General features: G+C 42.8%; 11 protein-coding genes and 1 pseudogene. 4 read left to right on the forward strand and 8 right to left on the reverse strand.

The window, feature by feature from the left end:
• Positions 1-361 precede the first annotated feature (361 nt).
• Complete coding sequence (locus tag V3V99_13555; GenBank protein ID MEE9443685.1) at positions 362-1,123, reverse strand: slipin family protein; 762 nt, start codon at positions 1,121-1,123, stop codon at positions 362-364.
• Positions 1,120-2,448, reverse strand: coding sequence for a nodulation protein NfeD (locus V3V99_13560; GenBank protein MEE9443686.1), 1,329 nt, complete (start codon positions 2,446-2,448; stop codon positions 1,120-1,122). Before V3V99_13560 ends, V3V99_13555 begins: the two co-directional genes overlap by 4 nt.
• 180 nt (positions 2,449-2,628) lie before the next feature.
• Between V3V99_13560 and ytxJ the strand changes: the two genes are divergently transcribed.
• The 4 genes and pseudogenes from ytxJ (at position 2,629) to V3V99_13580 (ending at position 3,980) form a co-directional block, all read left to right on the forward strand.
• Positions 2,629-2,967, forward strand: coding sequence for a bacillithiol system redox-active protein YtxJ (gene ytxJ, locus V3V99_13565; protein MEE9443687.1), 339 nt, complete (start codon positions 2,629-2,631; stop codon positions 2,965-2,967).
• 80 nt (positions 2,968-3,047) lie between these two features.
• Positions 3,048-3,545, forward strand: a complete 498-nt coding sequence (locus tag V3V99_13570; GenBank protein ID MEE9443688.1) for a hypothetical protein — start codon at positions 3,048-3,050, stop codon at positions 3,543-3,545.
• Between the two features lie 136 nt (positions 3,546-3,681).
• Positions 3,682-3,810, forward strand: coding sequence for a hypothetical protein (locus V3V99_13575; protein MEE9443689.1), 129 nt, complete (start codon positions 3,682-3,684; stop codon positions 3,808-3,810).
• 5 nt (positions 3,811-3,815) lie between these two features.
• Positions 3,816-3,980: pseudogene (locus tag V3V99_13580) on the forward strand (tyrosine-type recombinase/integrase).
• Positions 3,981-4,274: 294 nt separating this feature from the next.
• Here V3V99_13580 and V3V99_13585 read toward each other — a convergent pair.
• From V3V99_13585 to V3V99_13610, 6 genes are all read right to left on the reverse strand, one after another.
• Positions 4,275-5,225 (reverse strand): carcinine hydrolase/isopenicillin-N N-acyltransferase family protein, encoded by a 951-nt coding sequence (locus tag V3V99_13585; protein ID MEE9443690.1) that lies wholly within the window; start codon positions 5,223-5,225, stop codon positions 4,275-4,277.
• 651 nt (positions 5,226-5,876) lie between these two features.
• Positions 5,877-10,832 (reverse strand): S8 family serine peptidase, encoded by a 4,956-nt coding sequence (locus tag V3V99_13590; protein MEE9443691.1) that lies wholly within the window; start codon positions 10,830-10,832, stop codon positions 5,877-5,879.
• A gap of 452 nt (positions 10,833-11,284) precedes the next feature.
• Positions 11,285-11,983 (reverse strand): DNA/RNA non-specific endonuclease, encoded by a 699-nt coding sequence (locus V3V99_13595; GenBank protein ID MEE9443692.1) that lies wholly within the window; start codon positions 11,981-11,983, stop codon positions 11,285-11,287.
• Positions 11,984-12,233: 250 nt separating this feature from the next.
• On the reverse strand, positions 12,234-12,620 hold the full coding sequence (locus V3V99_13600) for a CARDB domain-containing protein (GenBank protein ID MEE9443693.1): 387 nt from the start codon (positions 12,618-12,620) through the stop codon (positions 12,234-12,236).
• Positions 12,621-12,699: 79 nt separating this feature from the next.
• Positions 12,700-13,500, reverse strand: a complete 801-nt coding sequence (locus V3V99_13605) for a C1 family peptidase (protein ID MEE9443694.1) — start codon at positions 13,498-13,500, stop codon at positions 12,700-12,702.
• 565 nt (positions 13,501-14,065) lie between these two features.
• Positions 14,066-16,564 carry a LamG-like jellyroll fold domain-containing protein gene (locus V3V99_13610; GenBank protein ID MEE9443695.1) on the reverse strand — a complete coding sequence of 833 codons (2,499 nt, stop codon included), beginning with the start codon at positions 16,562-16,564 and terminating at the stop codon, positions 14,066-14,068.
• Between the last annotated feature and the right edge of the window lie 273 nt (positions 16,565-16,837).

Genomic DNA, 16,837 nt, shown 5'->3' on the forward strand with positions numbered 1-16,837 from the left:
ATACTAATAAATGGTAGATGGTGTTGTCAATGATTTATTTTTATTTTTTGCGTATATATCCTTGAGTAAAGGAAGCAGATAAATTTTTACTGCTTGAGCCATTAAAGCCTGGTGAGACCCCATTGCCAGTCGATTTCCCAGAAATGAAAAAAGCATATAATAGATTAAGAAATGCAGAAGATGCGCTGCGAGATTATTTAGATCAATTTATTGGAGACGATGGCAGGATGCGCCTTGAATAAATTCGTATTCCAACCATTGGATTGAGATTTTTTTGTCTAAACCGCAGGGATTTCGACCTGCCAGAAAATCACAGAAGGGTCGGGAAATTCCCGACCCTTCTGTGATTGGTTTATCTATTTTATTCTGGTTTGGATTTTGTCAAAAACGGTTCGAGCATTTCAATCGGCAGAGGGAATACCAGCGTTGAATTTTTCTCGGCGGCGACTTCGGTTAAGGTCTGGAGATAACGGAGCTGAATCGTTATTTTCTCCTTTGACATTTCCCTGGCGGCCATGAGCAGTTTTTCCGCCGCCTGAAATTCGCCCTCGGCATGAATAACTTTAGCCCGTCGTTCACGTTCGGCCTCAGCCTGCCGTGCGATAGCGCGCTGCATCTCCTGAGGCAAATCGACGTTTTTGACCTCGACCTTGGTGACTTTGATGCCCCATGGTTCGGTATCTTCGTCAATTATTTTCTGAAGTTGTTCGTTGAGTTTTTCTCGCTCAGAAAGCAGAGAATCCAAATCAACCTGCCCCAGAACGGCTCGCAGTGTCGTTTGCGAAATCATCGACGTCGCGTATAAGAAATCTTCCACCGCCACTACGGCCTTGACCGGATCCATGACCCGGAAATAAACGACAGCGTTGACGCGGACGGTGACGTTATCGCGCGTGATAACATCCTGCTCGGGAACGTCCATGGTTACCACCCGCAGGGACACTTTGACCATCTTATCGATAACCGGAATCAATAAAATAAGTCCCGGTCCTTTGGCTCCCACCAAACGACCCAGCCTGAACACGACGCCTCGTTCGTATTCACGCAGGATTCGTATTGCATAGGCGATTATCAAAACCGCGAAAAAGATTAATGTTAAAACTCCTGAACTAAAGATGTTCACCTTTCACCTCCCAATTTTATTACTTTCAATCGCATATTTTCAAATTTTTCAACTTTGACTTTATCACCCGGAATTAATTCCTGTTCGCAATCGGCGCGCCACAGTTCGCCTTCGACAAAGACCATGCCCCCTTCGCGGACAACGCCAATTCCGCCAATTATCCCTTCCTGCCCGGTAGCGACTTTTCGACGGTGAGCCTTGATTGCAAACCCAACGATAAAGAGGAAAAACGCGGATATTGCCAAAACCGTCGTGACGATAACGACCATGGATATTTGCAAATATGGTTCGGGCGAATCGATCAGCATAAATGATCCCAATAGCATCGATATTACGCCCCCAATCGCCAAAACTCCATGACTGACTATTTTTATTTCGAGCACAAACAAAATCACAGCGAAGATAATCAGGCCCAATCCGGCGTAATTGATCGGCAATTGCTGAAAGGAAAAGAAAGCCAAAAGCAAACTGATACCCCCGACGACTCCCGGCAATATCGCGCCGGGATTATAAAGCTCAATCATCAATCCCAGCCAGCCTATATTGAAAAGAATAAAGGCCACGGTCGGATTGGTAATTATGCTCAAGAATCTGTTTTTAAAGGTAATGTGATAATCTGTGATAACCGCTCCCGCGACCGCGAGGGTATCTTCACCGTCGGGCATTGATACAATTCGTCCGTCTAATTGATTTAGCAAATCTTCAAAATCTTTGGCGAGAATATCAATGACGTTCGAATCCAGCGCGGCTTCGGCGTCAATCGAAGCGCTCTCACGCACCGCGGCTTCGGCCCACGTGATATTCCGATTTCTTTTCTTGGCGATTGAGGTAATGTAGGCGACGGCGTCATTCTGGATTTTTTCGGTCATAACCGAATCCATTTCGCCGCCCAGATTGACGCCATGCGCGGCGCCGATATTGGTTCCCGGAGCCATCGCCGCGATGTGCGCCGAATAGGCAATAAAAAGTCCGGCCGAGGCGGCATGCGCTCCCGAAGGCGAAACGTAAACTACCGTTGGAATATCGGCGTTTAGAAGCTTGCGGCAGATCGGTCTCATTGACGCATCCAATCCACCGGGAGTGTTCAGCTCAAAGATGATAATATCATCGTCGTTCTCAATGGCCTGTTCAAGGGCGCCCTCGATTATGCGCAAAGCAATCGGCCCGATCGGCATATCAACCTGTGCCCGAAGAGCTCGACCGGTGTTATTCGCCGCCGCTTCTTCGAATTGGAAAAAAGACAAAAACACCACTAACAATAAAAATGTAAACACAAAGGGCGACAACCGACTTTTTTCCCTTATTCTATATCTTGTTTTATCCATAATTCCCTACCTGCTTTTTCCACTCTCTCCCCTGGTTTTCAAATAAGATACGGCTTAGCACGCAACATTTATAAAAATATAGATATTCCTGCCTTCAAAAACAATCATTGTTTTCATACCGGAACTTGTATATATAAACCGGAGTTTAATACTTAACGCAAGATGCGGTGAGGGATTGATATGATAAATAACTATAAATCAATAGATGACTATGAAAAGATACTGGCAGCCAGTCAGACCCAGCCGGTTTTTCTGCTGAAGCATTCGACAGCCTGCGGAGTATCAAGAGTAGCTTTAGCTGAATTTGAAAAATCTATAGAGACTGAACCTGAGGTTCAATTCTGGATTGTCCTGGTTCGGGAAGACCGGCCGCTATCTCTGGATATCGCCGAACGAACCAAAATTACCCACCAATCCCCGCAATTGATAATGTTTTCCATGGGCCAACCGGTTTGGAATTGCTCCCATTTTGATATTACTGCCGAGAATTTGAAAAATAACCTACGTCAACCAGGATAAACTCAATCTCAATTCTGGCGTATAAAAAATTTCTAACATTCCGGTTAACTTAATTTGATGAATTAGCCGACAATCTTAGCATGGGGCTGACCGCTAAACAAAGAATCATCAACGCTTATGAGAATCTTCAGGCGTTTGAAGAAGAACTGGCTCTCTATTATGAGGGAGCGATAAAAAAGTGCGGCGAATTGGCTGAATTCTGGGAGAGCGCGTCATTTCTCAAAAAGACAAGGGCCAATCTCTATGCCAATTTGATTGAGGACGCGGGCCCCAATTGGAGATATTATCAACTCGACCGGGGAGTTTCCGGTTCATTTATTAATCTCATCAACAAAATAAAAGCCGAAAATAATCGCTCCGACAACCGGATTCTTTCATTGAGTTCGATAGGACGCTTTGCTTACGAAGTCGAAATTGCGCCCATCTCGACCAAGCTGTTTCCGGTAATTACCGGGACTAATCCCACATTTGGAACAATAAACCTGATTCTTGAAGAAATTCAGCATCGACAGGTTCGTCTCATTAAGGGTTTGCTGGACAGCAATAAACAAAGTTCCGAATACAGCCTGGCCAAATAATTCCCGCTTTTTTGTTAATTCCTTTTTATAAAATTGAATACCATCTGTTCCGGCAAAGTGATAATGTCATATTTTTAGCAAAATAGAAATGTCCTCATGAGAGGCTATAATAGGTTCCCAAAAGTCAGGGAGGATTATGGCCGGCGAGGATATTATCGGGATGAGTTTGAGGGAGTTGGGGAGGTTGAAGGTAGTTCATATTAAGACAAAGCTTCGGGAAAAACTAATAAAGATTGGAGAGGAAGCTGGTATTGAAAAAAACTGACAACTCTCCATTCTCCTTGTCACACGTTTGCCAGTCAGCTTGTGATGAACGGAGTTGATTTACCGACAGTACAGAAGCTCATGGGGCATTCTGATATACAGACCACTATGATATATGCGCACCTTGCTCCGGATCACTTGGCCGATGCGGTGAATAAGCTGGAGTTCTGATTTGAAATGACCGTCAGGCTCATAACCCGAAGGTCAGGGGTTCAAATCCCCTCCCCGCTACCAAATTTAAGCCCCTGAAGTCCAACAGCTTCGGGGATTTTGTTTTGAGTGGGATTTCCTTCAGATACCGGATTTTCTAACAATTTTCTAACATAATTAGCTAAAACTATAGATAATAAGAGAAAACACCAGACAAAAGGCTCAAGCTAAGTTGTTGCTATTATTGCCTCTTAGTGTCTGGTGCTTTCTACTGTTTGGACTTCTGCACAGGCTCATAATCCGAAGGTCACGGATTCATTCTATCCCCTTTTCTATATAATCCTGAAGTTCATTTTCTGCCTTTTTTATTGTTTTAGGAGAGAAGAGGTTCTCAATACGCAAAGGCGGTGCTTCCTTGGCTATCTCTTCAGCGACATTGAGTAAAGCGACCTCATCATACTGGTGCCAATAATATATATATATAAGGCATCGCTTGAGATCAATGATGTAGGAATAAAGCGTATTTCCCAAGCCGCTCTCTATATGTGTTGCCTTTGCAATATACTTAAAATAATCTAAAGTAAGATTCTCTTCGGAGTTTATCTCCCTCAACATTTTGTCCGCCCGCAGATACCTCCAGCAAGGATAGCCATCGCTAAATGTATTCTCTAAATTAGCAACATTGAAATTGGTCGATAATAAGTACACATCTCCTTCTAACTTTCCTGTAAAAGCGAGCTCGCCATCCAGGCCGGCGCTCATAACAACCGCGTCGCCAGTTGCATCGGCTAGGTGTATTTGATAGCTAATAGATCCTCCCCAATTGTACATTGTGGCAAAGGTAATTGCCTCTTTCACAGTAGCGCAGTTTTCCTGAATCTTCCTCATAATTGCGCCGCGATTCGGAAGTTCAGGATGATCATTTAGTTTTGCCTCCGGCAGGGCATTATAGTCAAAGGCTAGACCTTTTTCATTGACTCCACCCTGTGGATTATGGTTTTCAAAACCAAAGTACACTCCTCCGTAGGTCGTATCACTCCGCGGTCTGATCCAATAATATAATCCAATCTTCTTGTAATCTTCATTATTCCCAAACAAAGCAGTATTCCCGTATGAGGCAGAGAATATGGTACAAGAGCCAGGTACTAGTGGCAATTCATCGGAAATATCATTGACATTACAGGACTCCTGAGCATGAATACTGAAAGAACACAAAAACGTAATCGTTATGATTACGATCACAAGATGCGTTTTATTGCACTTCATTATATAACCCTCCGTATAATATATTGCGATGGTTTTTCATAATAGCATACAACGCCGTTTTTTCACAGCTATCAGATAATGTAAGTTCATTCTGAAAGAACCATTTGTTTTGATTAGTAATCATATGGTTAATGATACGGGAGATAAATCAAATAAGTTCGAATTTAAAATTCTGAAAATGGCAATTGATCCCTTGGAGCTCTTACGTGTCAGAAATAACAATGTTGAATTGCAGCTTCTTCCTCTTAATTTTCAATGTAGATGACCGAAAATACATACACCTCTTTCTAACATTTTTCTAACATAATTAGCCAAACCACCAGATAATAAGAGAAAACACCAGACAAAAGGCTCAAGCTAAGTTGTTGCTATTATTGCCTATTAGTGTCTGGTGCTTTCTACTGTTTGGACTTCTGTACAGGCTCATAACCCGAAGCACATGTGATGTGGTTGTCAGGGGTTCAAATCCTGCTCCCGCTACCAAATTTAAGCCCCTGAAGTTCAATAACTTCGGGGGCTTCTTTTTTTCGGGGAAAACCTTCAGAAACCGGAATTTCTAACAGTTTTCTAACAAAACTTCCAGATTACTGACCAATCATAATCCACTAACGATCAATAAGTTAATGCTCGTTCTTGGTTCCCGTTTCGATCTCAAAACCTTACAATCACACCTCCGTGGGCATGAATAAACTTGATATTATCGTCAAAGGTCTGGTGATAATCAACTCCGATCTCGAGCGTAATCATCCGATTGACTTCGTGATTGAGCCCGGCGCCGACATTGAAACCGAACTCGTTGTCACCAATATCGGGTAAATAATATCCGAGACCGCCGCCGATATAATACGACCAGGGCGGCATCGGCAACAATCGATACGGCTGATAATACCGTCCGTTAACCGAAATATTAATTATATAGTTATCATCATACAAGGCGCTTTTGGCTTTGAAATCATTTTTACCGACAAATCCCATAACGGCTATTTGCGGTGTAAACCAATAGCCGGCATCAAGCATGAAGTTTATACCCGGGTCATACGCATTGGCAAAACCACCGGTCGGTACCGCCGTTCCGGTATGGAGACTGAGGCTGATTTTTTTGAATAGTATTGGACCCCATGGTTCCGGATCGTCACCATCGATAATTCCATCTCCATCGGCATCCTTGTCCGCATCATTTCTGTGACCGTCGTTATCAATATCTCCCAGAGGTTCATTGCCATCTAGAATACCGTCACCATCACAATCCGGATCATAAATGCAAAGAATACCGTTTCCATTAATATCTCCTTGAACCTCATCTTCATCACGTCTTCCGTCATTATCTTGATCGTAAGTTCGTGGTAATGATATTTGGATATCATCAACATATGCTAAAGCCGGACCGTCGCAATCGCTGCCAGGATATTCTGCTGAAACACCCCAACTACCTCCTTGGGCAACGACATAAAAATCGGAATAGCATCCGAATTCATCGGTAACCACAGTACGGTATATGGGATACCCGGAAGGATCTTCATAACGAATAATAATTTCTTCATATGGACGAGGCGGATTGGTACACCCCTGAATATTGATAATCTCACAAGTATCACGGCCTACGGGATCATGCACTACGGCCGCCAAGGATTTAAGGATTTTATAATTGCATTCTTGTGTTTGAGCGCCCAGAGTAATTTCGGTTCTATTTCTCAAATCAACCTGAGCTGTCCCACCGCCGACTGGAATAAGAGTGTGACCTCTGACCATCCAACTGGTAACTTCAAATCTATGTTCGGTACAAACCGGAGCATCAATGGGCGGGGTGATTTGTAGAATGCAGCTTATTCGTTCTTTGCCGTTGAGATGGGCCTTTTTCGGGGTCAAGACCGAAGTCCATCCATTCGGAACGCCTTCCACACGGAAATAAAACAGTTCGCGAGTATCTTCAGGATTGGTAAAATTAAATCGATATGTTACACTTTCATAGGGGCTGGCCTGAGTACTGGGAACCTCATTCAGATTTTGTTGAGCTCGGTTGTTATTCGTATTGACATCATTAAACACATTCGGAATAGTTACTTCAACACAGGAGTGAGCTTTGATTTTGCCCGTGCTCGGATCATAATCAGCCGCGGGCGTCCACTCGACATAATCGACAATAGGCGTGCTTCCGGTTGCAAACTGTGGGAAATATACTTCGTCAACGTCAACATTAAAGTCTGCTGAGCCGCCGGCGGTATGATATGGTTCGGACACTTTGGCATAAAGATAAAAGTCATAGGCGTCTCCCGGACCGGGGTTATGAATTCTATAATAAATTCGATTGGTTTCCCCTGTCACCGGATTATCGCCGCGATCGACCGGAGTTCGGCCGTTATCCTCATCAAAACCGTCTTTCTGGGAATCAATCCAAATATCAGGGGATGTATAACTGGGATCGCCGACGGTAATACTAACATCATTATCGGTTTCCGGCGGATCATAGTCAATATCAATGTTGCGGTCGGCCCCACCGGTACCGTTATTGACGGTAATGATCAATCCTCGTCCAGTGACGGTGTAAGATTCGCCAATAGCCAATTCCGCATCGGTAAGGGTCGTGGTGCCGGGCTCGTTATCCCTGATTATAACCGGACCTTCACCTTGGCGAATATTTTCGTTGACATAATAAATAAGAACACCTTCTGCGGGAAGTATTTCATCCGGATTACCGACGTGTGTGGATCGGGCCTCGACAAAATAAAAAACATCCTCATCTTCAATCGTTGTCGCTCCCTCAGTCATACCAATGGCAATCGCTTTGATATCCTGGCCATTTACATCTTGACCTGATACGTAATTGATGCCAATTGTTCGGTGTGTTTCTCCTCCAGAGGCGGGTCGGGGGACGTATTCAATATCTGAACCCTGACTGGTAATCCAAGTGGCCCGTTCTTTATTCCATGCCATACAATCGCTGCCGTTTATGGGAAAAGCCATATTATCCCATTCATCCACATGTGGCGTGGAAAAAGTAACGCCTGGATGGGGATATAAGTCGATTAATCCGAAATGATGCCCCAGAGCATGCATAAAACGTTCGTCCGGATCGTTGTAAATGGAATTGACCGAAACCGAGATACGGCGGGTAAGCCCACCGGGAAGATCATAAGGCCACGGTCCGGTAGTAGCGTAGTCATCAGTAAAGTTTTGGTCGTTCAAGACAATTATCAAACGATCGATATCATCGTTGGTAGCTGCGGTTCCTTTATCAAAAGTGTTGGGATCAGCGGCGATTAATTCGTCAATAACATCCTGGGTCATCTCAATTAAGACATTACGGCTGGGATGATAATAGTGCGTGCTGGGTTGACTCAGGGATACCTCGGTATAATCAGGCTGAATATCAACCACGTCATAACTTATATCCTCGATATAGTTTTCAACATTGGTCATAATATTCTGAACGGTAGTCAGAGGCGGAGCCGCTCCCGCCATGATATCGCTGAGAGCGACTCTGACGACCAAAGTATTCTGGTCGCCAGTCGGAATCGGCGGTTCGGGAGTATCAGCTGAGGCAACCAAGGCATAGCCCTGCCCAGGATTTCCCTGATTCACCGTGGGTGCGTCGATTTGTATGGTATATTCGCCAACCGGTGGGTTGGTTAATAAAACCTGTTCAACATTGTTAACATCATCTGCCGTGCCGCCGGTAGTCGACTGACCAGCAGCAAAATCATTACCCAAATATGTAATACCCGTGGGATCTATTATAGTCAGGTTTAAATCATTCACATTAGGATTGGCACTTCCTGAGGATGCAGGCGGTTCAGTCCAAACCAGCGTCACTTTTAAGGGAGTAATATTATTAACAACCTCGATAGTATAATTATGGGATTCACCGGTGTATAAACCAATGTTATTTCTAACATCCCAAACCCATACATTACGGTTGTCTCCGTCAAAATAGACCGAGTTTTCAAGTCTGATCAGACCCCATCCTTCATCGTCGCTTGGATAGCCGGCGATTCCGATCATATTAATGGTGGAATTAAGAAGAGTAGCTTTAATAAGCGCTCCGGAGGGTGTGAAGGCATGATGGGGCTGTTTGGTTCCCGAAGGATACCAACCCTCTGTATAATATTGCCTGACCAATGCGGCGCAGGCGGCCGCAGCCGGGGTAGACCAACTTGTGGCGCAAATAGGCGTTGGCCACCCATATATGTTTTGAGCTATCGTAATTGTGCAGTTTGTACCGTTTTGAGCAGAAGTAATAGCGCAACCGGGGGCAAAAAGATCAGGTTTACGGCGTCCGTCCGGAGCTGGTGTTGGCCCAGGATTTCCATCACCGAAATTCATCTCATTTGGATCTACATCACTGGCCCCCACACAGATTGCGTTTTTGGCTGTTCCCGGCGGACCTATATCCTCGCCGACATTGCCTGCAGAACCCAGGACTACATGATCTTCATTGTCCCAAATAAAACGATCCACGTCTTCTGCTGTTTGATCGTATTGTGGAGTAGGTTCATCATGCCAGCTGTTAGTATGAATTCGAGCTCCATCATTTCTGGCCCCATAAAGCCGAGCCAGTACGGTTGGACTACCTCCTCCTCCACTTTCATCATAGGTCAATCGCGCGGCCCAGGCATTACCTCTATTAGCGCCCGTAGCGGAATTATTAGAGTCATCGCCGAGTGCAATACCTGCCACAAAAGTTCCATGTGTTGCCCCGGAAGTGGTTATTGAGGTATGATAGCCCACTACTTTGCGATGATCCGGACGGACCGTGTTATCAGTCGGATCATCGAACATACAATGCGCAATATCAACGCGCGTATCCATTATGCCGATTATTTGACCTTCACCATGAATATCATGATCCCATATAGGTGTCGTCCCAGGTGTTCCTGATTGTAATGTTCCGGCAGTATTACCGTTATCCAGGAAGCTTTCGGGAACTTCTTCTATCCATCTGACACCTGGAATAATAGCAATCTGTAATAGATCGTCCGGTGATGGTAATTGAAAATTAATGCGAATTGGGCCATTGATGGCACGGTCATCCATGATTACTATATCATGGCCGCCCAAGCCTTGGATGGCTGTTTTCACGGCTGTCGTGTCGGCATCATCGAAAAGTTTGGCTCTTAACATCAAATCAGTCATGGCCCGCCTTTCCGGTGTGCGAAATTCTAATGTGCCTATACTTGGAGATATTCTATATGCCGGATGATAAGGACCGTTCCATCTGAAAAACTCAGTTTTTTTAAGACTGTCAATAGTTGCCGCCTCTATTTTTTCCAGATAAGCAAAACCGGAAATGTATTGATCCATCTTAAGGCCGAATTTCTCTTTCAGCATTTCGACCTGCTGACGCGTTAACGGCCGTTTGAATTGTATTATCTGATATGAGGGACCCATTGCCGGCAGTTCCAATCTCAACTCCCGTGGGATAGTTGGGATGCTGTCGAGAGGATCAAAAGTAAATCCCTTCAGTTTAACTCTCAAGTCAAACCTTGTGCTATCTTGTGTCCAACCCAATGATGTAACTAAGATCATGCACAACAAGGTAGTTACGACAAGAATCCATGGTGAAAACTTGAATTTCTTAACAAGTTTTCCCTTAGGTTTCCAGTGCTTCATAAACACCTCCATTGTTACAGTTAATTTAGTTTCTGATTTCTCAATTATCATTCCTCTTTGACAATCGTAATGTCAGGTCAATGATTGTTTAGTCACGATTTTATAAGGCTGTCTAACAATCCGTTTTGCCGCGGGTCGATTTGTTAATGAATGCCTAAAGATGCAAAAACACATCGTTATATAATGGCATACAGGGGTGACAGACTCTGGCAGTGGAACGCAGCTTATCAATCCATACCTCCTTGATTAAAGGTTTTAATTTCGGTTATCCGTTTACAAATCGTTCCGGGTGTTGGGCATATGCGGCATCCATGTCTCCTGCCTTTTCCGCAAAATTTTATCAGTATTGCCGGTATGCACATCCCGCGGCGTTATCATGGCCACACCAGACACTGTGTTCCCCGTAAGTCTTTGCTATTATTAATGCATCTAAAAATGGGGGCTGAGCAATTTTACCACATCCGGCGGACCCTTGATTTTTCTCTATCGATTTTCTTACCTGTCAGACGTTCCCATAACTTGATACCGGCCAGTTTTTCAACAAGTGTGGTCGGAACCAAGAACGTATCTAATGATTGATTAGATTCTTCGTTTGGCATTACAAATGACCACATATGCAAAACACCTCTGTTATTCTCAGTCAAAACAGACTTAAAATATGCGTTTGGTATTGGTATGGTTACTTCATTTGGGTCATCAGCGCCTATACTTTCGACGGGTTGATCAAAATAAAAAATGGGACCACAAATAACATAAGTTTCCAATATTTTTGACTTCGCATCTAAACCCCGGACCTTAGATTCCAATTCTTTCCAGATGTTTCTGTTGAATTGAGGTCTCTGAGGTGACATATTGGATAATAGGAATGTTTCGCTATTTTGTAATTCTGTTTCTCTCTGATTAGCACTGGCGACAAGATGCCCACGATCATAGCCGGAGCCAGCATAATCAACAAGATCGGCGCGAAACATCTCCGGAATTCGATAGTCTGAACGAAAGTTATCCAAACGATCCAGGCCGGGATTATCAGGATCTACGATCTCCAGGGCCCACTTTGCTTGACGAAAATAATATGAATACCCCAGCACATAATACCTGTTAAACATTATTTGGTCTGCTGCCGGCATTCCATATCTGGTTTCGCGTTTCAAATTAGGTAGGTTCATTTATCTTCTCCTTTCGAGGTTTTTTCTAATATAACGTGATACAAGACAACTCGTTTTCACGGTAATTTGACTTACCGAAGAGTCAACAGCAAAAGCCTCACGAGTAGACTGCAAACCTCACCGCATACCTGCTTTTCCTCCTGAAGCATATAGAACCGCTGTAATCCCAATCATCAAAATAAGAAACACACCTGTCAGATTCCGGCAGTGGAAATAGAAAATAAGTCAGTCTTATTTAGTTATCAGTAGTATAGTATTTATCATCTTCGTTGCTTTCTTTCACCATTTTTTTTGCATCAACTCTCACTACCAAATCGCATGTTGTAAGAGTAGATAGATCCAAGCCGCGGGGAGATGAAAAACTACTAAATGGAATGGAACCTGAATTCCATGTATCTCCTTTTGCAATGGCAGGAACTTCAGCAGAATATTGAGTTTGAGGTTTTTGGGCATCATTCGCATCTATTGCATTAATTTCTAAATAGGTCAAATGATTTCCTGCATCTTTATTACCAATATTTTTTAGTGTAACGATTACCATTTGTGATGAACAATCAATTTTAGTTTCATCTTCTACTACTATTAGATTGGGTAGTTCGGGAGCACAACCAAATATACCCAAAAAACAGAACGTTATCAATAGAGTTTATACTTTCATATATTATTCCTTATGTTATTATATTTAATATAGTAGAGTGTTGTTATACAATAAGTCCATAAGCTTCTGTAAAAGCTTTTTTAGCGTAGGCGTTTGAGGCATAAGCAAAGCCTTTATTCCCCCAATTAGTCCCCCAACTATTTCTTACAATAATATGTTTAGAAGTATAGCCAACTAAAGCAACTGCATGACCGCCTCTAACTGTATTAGGTTTATATATTTTCAATTGTCCATTTGTTTGCGTTGCGTTATCCCATGTAGCATCAACTCCTAATCTAGTCAATATTGGTCCTACCAAAGCTAACCACATTTTCCAAGTAGTAAGATTTCTACCTAAATTATGATAACTCGTTATGCGTAATTTAGCCGCTCTGGAGAAAAATACAGCTGGTTTGAGCATTGATAATTTACCGTCCATTGGTAAGTCTTTTTCAAGTACACAGCCATAATTACGAGCTACTTTTAAAGCTAGTTTAGTTTGAGTCCCAGCTGTTTCAAGAAATGTTGTGGGGTAATTAGTAATTTCATCAGTTTCTTTATTAGCCATCCATATGAAACGAGGAGAAGGTTGAGCATTTTTTAAAAGTTTGCCATTTGTTATAAAGTGCCATCTAAGTAAACCATCTGCAGTAGCGAAGCCGACACACGCACCTGTACTTCCTTGATTACGAATTTTCCACCAATCTTCTCTAAGATCTTTTGATGAAGGTATACTTGGTAAATCATCAACTAATCCTGATGAAACAGCATCTTGAAAAGTCCAGTCATCTTCAGGTTTAATTGAAGGAATACAGTTGAGAATAAAATTTTGATTTTTCAGAGTTTCTTTCTTAGACTTAACCATGGTACTTCTCCTTTTCAATTTCTTTATGCAATCATCAATGCTGTTTATTAAAATAGCAAATAGGGGTGACAAATAGTGTCAGTGTAAATAAAAATGATTCAGTTATTTTTATTAAATATTGCACAAATATTGTGCGAGCCCATTTGAACTTAGATACGAACAGTATGATTACTGTCTATCTTAATATACACCCTTTCTATCATTTTTCTAACATAATGAGCCAAAACAAGAGATAATAAGAGAAAACACCAGACAAAAGGCTCAAACTAAGTTGTGGCTGTAATTGCCTCTTAGTGTCTGGTGCTTTCTACTGTTTGGACTATTGAACAGGCTCATAACCCGAAGCACATGTGATGTGGTTGTCAGGGGTTCAAATCCTGCTCCCGCTACCAAACTTAAGCCCCTGAAGTTTAACCACTTCGGGGGTTTCCTTTTGGGTGGGATTTCCTTCGAAAACCGGATTTTCTAACAGTTTTCTAATAAAATTTCACAAATACTGGTTCATGGTATAAAGAAAAGGACAGGTCAGCTTAACCTGTCCCTCTTAATCTTCTGGTCGAAAGTTCTATTTCAAGAATAACATCTTCTTCGTGTCAATAAAGTCACCCGACTGCAATCGATAGAGATAAACACCACTCGCCAGATGCGACGCGTTCCATTCAACTGAGTGATAGCCTGCTTCACACCCACGGTCAACGAGGGTTTCTACTCTCCGACCCAGCAGATTAAATATATCGATGCGAACATGCGCGGTCTGAGGCAGAGCAAAGCTAATCCGAGTGGTCGGATTAAATGGGTTAGGATGATTTCCTAAAAGCGCCAGATTGATGTGTGCCTCACCCTCTTGTACTTGAGCTGGCATTTCTATGGCGCCCTTTGTCATGTATAAAACACAATCATACCCTTGAAGAGAGGTGCCGTCATTCAATTCAGCAGTTAATCTGACTTTTATCTCATCACGATACATTTTTATTCCAGTAGAATCATTTTGTGATGCCTTAACGCTGTTCTTAATCGCTTCAATAACATCCTGCCGATTGAATTTGATTGTAAGATCTTCATACCCATCAGCTGCTTCTTCAGTACAAGCACAACTGTCTTCTGTCTTATCGGAAGGTGTGGCAACATCTTCATAATCCCACCTGGTTGGACTGACACCGGCAAGAGAGATTGTTTCCGGATTAATATCAGCAATATCAAAATCTTCGGTTCCCAAAATAGCAACAGGCAAAACAGATTTAGCAGGTCCATTACCATTCCCATGATTCACTTTTGCGTTCAACGGATTAGGACAAGAACCAGGCTTGATATCAACATAAATATCTGTAAAAACAGGATCATCCGGATCGTCGCAATCCTCATTTCCCATCGCACACGATGGCACAAAAGGTTCTTCATGAAACTCATAGCCTGAGAGATAACCGTCATTAGCGTTGACGGTGGCGTCAAAAGCTTTCCTCATAGGCATTGCAGCCGGGAAACCGCCTAAAGTGAAGAAGTTACTCTTCTCATCAAAATGCCATAAACCGACCAAACCGGACTCATCGCCGCGCAATGGATGATACATATCGGCCTGGATTTCACTCTGAGTTCTCGCCACCCCCCAAATCCGAACTTCATCTATCATGCCCCTAAAAAAATCTGATGGAGAAGAATCGTATTCCTGGCCAATACTGAATCTCGCGCCGTATGTCGGTCTGATAGTTGCCGTGAAGGTCAACTGCTCCTCGCCATTAACATACAAACAACCGTTATCGTTTTCATCGAGAGTCAGCGCTACATGATACCAATCGCCCGGCGGAAACTGATCGGAACCGCAAACGAAATCATTATCAGTGTCAAAATAGCAAAATGTATGTGAATCTCCGTCATAATAGAGAAGATTGTAATTACCTCCTAATACATCATTTACTATTTTATTAAAAGCAAGTATCATTGATCTGGTATTACCTATTTGTTCGTCAGGATAAACCCAGGCCTCCATTGTTAAAACGCTATCGTAATCAGCCCTTCCGACGAGGTCATTAGATAGGTTGTTCGCTTCAACATAATCGTTAACTCCGTCAAGGACCAGAGCATTTCCGGGCCCGCTATTCGGTACCGCATATTCTTCTGATGTATAATCATACTGGTTCTTGTTAATCTCAAATGGAACTATCTTATACCGATAAATCTCGCCATTGACAACATTAGTATCCATATATGAATTAATCGAGGGCGGAAGAAACGGCAAATGCATTTTTATCATTTTACCGTCCCTATAAACTAAATATCCCAAAAATGGCGCGAAATGATCATCAAAATCAGGATCTTTACCGGAATAATTTGCCTGCTTCCAATTCAGTTCAACTTGCCCATCGGTTGCGTAAGCAGTCAATTCAGACACATGATATTTCCAGGCATCCATTTTCTCGTCATTATATGTATTAGGCGCTCCGCCAAATCGAATAACTTCAAAATCCCGCTGTGCGCTCTGCTTACCGTCAACCTTCTGACCATCCTCAACCGCAATCATATAGATCATCATATCAGTCATCAATCTGTTACAATCCCCTTTATCTGACCAACTATGAATGTCGGGGTAAACATATCCATAAAACGGAATTCGAAATGGCAATATCGTATGATTCGTGTCCGGCTCCAGGTAATCCATCCGCATCATATCATAAAGCGCGTCATGTATCATGGATGAGCGGAAATTGAAGTAACTGTGCCCCCTCCCCGTAATTTTTGGATATGAGGGTCCGTCCCATCGGAATCCTTTTTTTACGGTTAGAATCCCGCCCTCTTCGATGCGAACAAAATCCCAATCACAGATTGGAAGACTATCTTTTGACCAATTGTAAAGAAAATCGCCAAGTCCCTTATACGGGTCTGGATACTTCATCGGATTAATAAAATACTCAGGCAGACTTATAGTGTAGTCCTTCTGTAACTCATATTTCTTTTCGCCAAATGGACGCCACTCATATTCGGTCCAATCTTTATAATGCTGAGCGCTGACAATATTACCTATCCCCAATAAAATTATAATGAACGCTAAACACAGGTGATGACTTTTCATAATTACCTCCGATAATTGTTAAAACCCTATTACTAAAAAATATAAACAATTTTGTCGATTTGCCCAGACAATTCTTGTTATAAAGGATATTGGAGATCACCTACTCCACGGCTTACATGCACCTCTGTCTAACATTTTTCTAACATAATTAGCCAAAACAGCAGAAAATAAGGGAAAACCGGCGGGGGCCGGATTTCTATTGGTCTGATTATACTGCCATGGCCGCGTGTCTGGTGCTTTCTGTTGTTCGGACGTTTGAGCTGGCTCATAACC

Source organism: Candidatus Zixiibacteriota bacterium (assembly GCA_036480375.1).
Classification (GTDB): Bacteria; Zixibacteria; MSB-5A5; order GN15; family JAAZOE01; genus JAZGGI01.